2 protein-coding genes and 2 pseudogenes are annotated in these 3,536 nt (G+C 41.0%); 3 read left to right on the forward strand and 1 reads right to left on the reverse strand.

What is annotated here, in order from left to right:
- Nucleotides 1-227 precede the first annotated feature (227 nt).
- The 3 genes and pseudogenes from G337_RS28730 to G337_RS28735 form a co-directional block, all read left to right on the forward strand.
- Nucleotides 228-404, forward strand: a complete 177-nt coding sequence (locus G337_RS28730; protein WP_157619389.1) for a hypothetical protein — start codon at nt 228-230, stop codon at nt 402-404.
- Between the two features lie 597 nt (nt 405-1,001).
- Entirely contained in the window at nt 1,002-2,873 is a 1,872-nt protein-coding gene (locus tag G337_RS0118775) for a hypothetical protein (RefSeq protein WP_028865238.1), read from the forward strand.
- 228 nt (nt 2,874-3,101) lie between these two features.
- Nucleotides 3,102-3,191: pseudogene (locus G337_RS28735) on the forward strand (IS6 family transposase); the annotation flags it as partial.
- Here the strand turns inward: G337_RS28735 and G337_RS29095 are convergent.
- Nucleotides 3,185-3,536, reverse strand: a pseudogene (locus tag G337_RS29095) (hypothetical protein); the annotation flags it as partial. The pseudogenes G337_RS28735 and G337_RS29095 overlap by 7 nt on opposite strands.

Consider the following 3,536-nt stretch of genomic DNA (forward strand, 5'->3'; position numbering starts at 1 on the left):
AGTTGAGATATTAATATTCAGTTTGCGACAGAACCGGCTACAGAATACTGAACATCTGACCAACAGGAAAGTGGAAAGAGCCTTTTGCATTAAAACAGCAAGCAGTGGGATTTCCCCCCGGAATCTGATTGGTACAATTTTTTTAAATTGATCATATTATAAGTGACCTCGTTGTCGAGCCTACGATGACCAACAGTTTTTATTTTAAATTCCAAAGAGAATTATTTATGCAGACTAAATACAACTCATTTTTAAAATATTCATTACTTGCTATCAGTCTTGGAATTTCTTCATCTGCGGTACATGCTGCCGATGACCATGTGAATTTTACTGGCTCTATCAACGAAGGTACCTGTGATGTGGCTCTGCAAGATCAAAACGTCGCGGGGTTCTGTCGCAAATAGCAAATTTTGGTGTTTTGTGATTTTTAAGTATCTGTTTTTAATGAATATTAAATTTTTATTTTCACTCAAAAACCTATTTGCGACAGAACCAGAAAGAAACCGTATTTGGGTAATAGCTTTTTGGCTAAAGGTTATTGTGTTAATACGATCGGCATAGATGCAGAAATGGTTAATAAATATGTTAAGTACCAAGAAAAGCTTAAAAAGCAACAAGAACAATTTTAATAATTAAATGGAGCTGTGGGTAGCCTCTTATTTAGGGGATAAAAAGCAAAGCTACCTTCTAAAAAGGTGGATCTTTAACGATGAAGAAAAAATTTGTTTTTTAAGCCGTTGTTATTATCAAGCACTGTAAGCATGGTGCTCACAGACACTTTATGCTACGCCTGGTGTCCGATAATATCTAGATAAATAAGATAGGTACAACATACTTGCTGTTCATTTGATGTAGTGTCGCCGAGTAGAATTACAGAAAAATAAATTCATGATATTTACAAGTTAAATCAGTCGTTTATGTATAAATACCATAGATTACTCTTAAGTTTTACTCGAGAAAAAACAATCAGTCGATAAATAATTTCATCTAAGGATTATATAATGTTTAAATTAACAACGCTGGCATTAAGTGTCGGCATCGCATTGTTGTCAAGCGGGGCGAATGCTTCTTATAGCGTGACAAAAAGTGACTATGAAGCGCTGCTGCCGTCTGCCGGCGGTGCACCGGACTACAGTTTGAAGCTGGCTGATAATACTACAGTGAATTATCATTGTAATATAAAAGAAGACGGCGAGGACTTTGTTCTTGATCCTGAAACCTGTGAGCAGAGAAAGCTTGACTGGAAAGGGGATTATTCCAAGACGGTCAATATCAGTATCTTAGATGCTGAATCTTCATTGACTATTGAAGAGCACAAATTATGGGCAATGGCATTTGCCACCTCCTCGATGCAGAGTCTGGTGCAGATGCAGTATGGTCTGCTGAAAGACGGAGGAACATTTGATTTAAACAAAAAGTTTAATAACGGCACTGAAAAGTTTGGTGAATATTTCATGCGTAATATGGGCCCGAACTATTATCTTTCTAAAGCGCTGCAGGAGTCCTCTCTCGGGGATGATTTAAATACAACAAACGGCTGGGGGCAGGGCGATGATGACGGTGTGCTGCAGGTAGAATATCCGGGCAGCGGCTGGGCTGAACTGCAGGGGGCCGGGAGCGGTGGATTCCCGGTTATATTTGAGAGTATGAATCCGGAATCAGTATTAAGCTCTAATAACGGCCCTGCACTGAATGTACTCGGCTCTGCGGTAACCAGTGCATATTACAACGCCTCAGTAACAGGCATTAATACCGGCTCGCTTGAGTGGCATCAGAATGAGGCCGGTCAAGCGGATCCGCAAAACAGGCTGCATGAATTTATACAGGGCTCGGTAGATCCTGATGTGCTGAGTAAAATGCTTTCCTTTATGTATAATCGCGGCCCTTATGCTGCAAAAGATCAGCCGCTAAAAGATGAGGAAACATTTCAACATTGTATGAAAAGTGTGGATGTCGCCAACGACTGGGACTGTTTTACAAAACAGAATGATTTCGGAACAAGGTATATACGGCAGATTCCGGACGTGACAAAGCAGTTGCTGGCTTCCGGAAGTTTTTATGATGCACCTTTGAGCTGGGATGATCTGAAGGCTTATTTAACACTGCTTGGTAATTACGGATTTTATTCAAGCGAAGATATTCAAACAATAGAAACAGCTGTAAGAGAGGTCTTTGACCATAATCAGTCCGGTGGCGTGATCAGTTATCAGGACGATTTTGGTAAAGTGCTGGAAACAATGATTACCGCGGCTCCAATTAAAACCTTTGCTGAAAAGGGCGCTGTTGATCCAAATAAAACCATGGCTGTTTATGTTTCGGATGATATTCAGGCATCGACTATGTTTATGTCTGCCACAGAGAATGGTGCTAACGTGATAAATGACTGGCTGACACCTAATACACATATTTCTATGCCATTTGACGCTGTTGTGCAGCAGCTGACATATTTAACCGCAGATTGCACTAATGAGTTTAATAAAACATTTACAGCGTCACTGCCTCATGTTAATCCAGATGATCCAATTCAACTTAATATAGAGTCTGATGGTACGTCTTGTAACATTTATGAATCAGCATACGCAGATCCGGGCGAGCCTCCGGCTGTACCTGAAGGAGAATGGGATAAAACCGTTGTTTATAACGGCGGTGAAAAGGTTAAACATAATGACGTCAATTTTACAGCTTCATATTACTCACTCGGCAGGGAGCCTGGAACCGGAGGGGAATGGAATCCTGAAGATGGTGCAGCCTGGTTCGCAGCAGTTCCTTATCAAGGCGGATCTAAAGTTACTTATCAGGGGGGCAGCTACACAGCCGCATATTACTCTCTAGGTGCAACGCCTGGAACGGGGGCGGAGTGGACTGCAGATTAATTTAAATTATAAATAATTCCTTTATGTTTTAAGAAATAAAAAGCCTGTTTTTGAGTTGTATTTGTGATTTTATTTGCAATAAAAATAGCGAATCAAACTCTGAGCAGGCTTTGGTCGTTTTAACGGGGATTGAAACACGGCTAGCGTATTTTAAGGTTCTGTCGCAAAGTTGACGAAGTAAATCGAAGTGTTGATAATGTTTCGACATTTTTCGAGGGCATCAATATCATGGTACTTAACTTTTCAGGTCGGCATTATCCGTCAGATATTATCATGATGGCGTTGCGTTATTACTTCGCTTACAAACTAAGTTACCGGATAAACACTCGCCTTGCAGGCTTGGGTTTATAACTCCCCGAATGAAGACGTCGGTGTAAAGTCTGGATGTTAATATCCAAGTGCAGCGCATAACTTTCCCACGTAACACCGTCGCATCCGGGTGCTGACTTCCGTTTTAGTTCAAGGAAACTTTGCCGGAGCAGTCCTTCGCTTATATGATGGTAGAGATTAGTAAACAGTTGTTTCTTATCTTTCATAGCTGCTTTTCGTACAACCAGCAGACGTGACATCGCATCATTCCAGCTCTGAGTCTGGATACGGGCGTATTGTTGGTTGTTCCCCTTGGTCGAGATCCTTTTCTCCATAAATTCCGCTACATTGTTA

The sequence above is a fragment of the Psychromonas aquimarina ATCC BAA-1526 genome (assembly GCF_000428725.1).
Classification (GTDB): domain Bacteria; phylum Pseudomonadota; class Gammaproteobacteria; order Enterobacterales; family Psychromonadaceae; genus Psychromonas; species Psychromonas aquimarina.